The organism is Rhodovulum bhavnagarense (assembly GCF_004343505.1).
Classification (GTDB): Bacteria; Pseudomonadota; Alphaproteobacteria; order Rhodobacterales; family Rhodobacteraceae; genus Rhodovulum; species Rhodovulum bhavnagarense.
On record NZ_SLXU01000046.1, the window covers coordinates 1 to 1,378 of the forward strand.

Below are 1,378 nucleotides of genomic sequence, written 5' to 3' on the forward strand. Positions count from 1 at the left end.
CCGAACCGGCGCAGACGATATCTGCGGACATGTTCGGTGCGATCCAGACGGGTTTTCAGCATTTTTCCGGGTTTGAGGAACAAAGCGCGTTGATGGGTGTGACGCATGTGCGCTGGCCGGGCGGCACGTTGTCGGAGCTTCAGGAGGATGTTTACGGGCTGACGGTCGACGGGATTTTCGACGGCACCAAGCTTTACAACGAGGATCCCGGCCGGGTGCGGCCCGACCTGTCGGACATGCTGTCCTCGGTCAACGAGAACGGCCAGTCCTTCTCGATGATCATCCCGACCTTCCGCTATGCCGATGACATCGAACAGGGCCAGGCCGATCTCGAGGCGTTTCTGACCGACCTGCTGGGCGGCAGCTATGGCGCGCTGCCCGACGATTTCACCATCGAGATCGGCAACGAATATCCCACCAGCCCGGCCTTTTCCGCCGATCCGGGCCTCTATGGGCAGGTCGCGAGCGCGCTGGTGGAAACCGCCGCCTCGGTCATCAACGACCCGGTGCTCAACCCTGCCGGCCATGACATCAACATCGCCGTGCAGATGGGCTATGACCACGGCGACGACGCCGCGATCCGGGACGCCTTTTCCCAGGAGGCGCTGGCCGAGGTCGATACGCTGGTGGTCCATTCCCTGCCGATCGGGTTGCAGAACCTCAACCGGATCGAAACCGGGGCCGATCCCGAGGACGAGGGCGAGACCGTTTTCGAAAGCACCGCCGATTACGTCGCCGCCTGGAGCGCGGCAATCGAGGAAGCGGGCGGAACGGGCGATCCCGAACTCTACCTCTCGGCCTGGACCGTGGGCGGGTCGGGGATGTCGGCCGAGGGGCTGGACCTGGAGTATCACGATTACGGGCTGGCCGGGGCCTCGACCGCGCTGGAACTGTTCACGGGCTTTACCTCGATCGGCGCCGACGCGGCCGCGGCCTGGGGCGTGGATGTCGACAACCTCAACCATTTCGTCAATGACGAGAATGGCGAGATCCAGCTCTCGCCCACCGGCGCAATCGTGCAGATGATGTCGCAATCGCTGGTCGGCGCCCAGCCCGTCGGCGCCTTTACCCCCGCCAGCCGCGACGATCCGCTCATGACCCATGCCTTCCGCACAGATAACGAGCTGATCCTCTATGTCACCGCGAACGAGGTCGGCCCCGACGGCCTGACAACAACGCTGGATTTCAGCGCCGCCGGCGAGGCGCGCATCTCTTCGGTGCGCATCCTGTCCTCCGAACTCTCCGACGAAAACGCAGAACATGCCGGCACCGCAAACGAGGAACTCTACGAACAGGCCGTCATCCGTGACGTCCCAGTGCTCGGAGAAGACAAAACGCTCGACCTGAGCTTCGACAAGCCCTTCGAGGTCGCAGAGGT

Annotated in this window: 1 protein-coding gene; it reads left to right on the forward strand. The window is 63.8% G+C overall.

From position 1 onward, the window contains the following. Positions 1 to 29: 29 nt before the first annotated feature. Positions 30 to 1,378, forward strand: a 1,349-nt coding sequence (locus EV663_RS15505) for a hypothetical protein (protein WP_132953439.1), incomplete at its 3' end; no start/stop codon positions are given.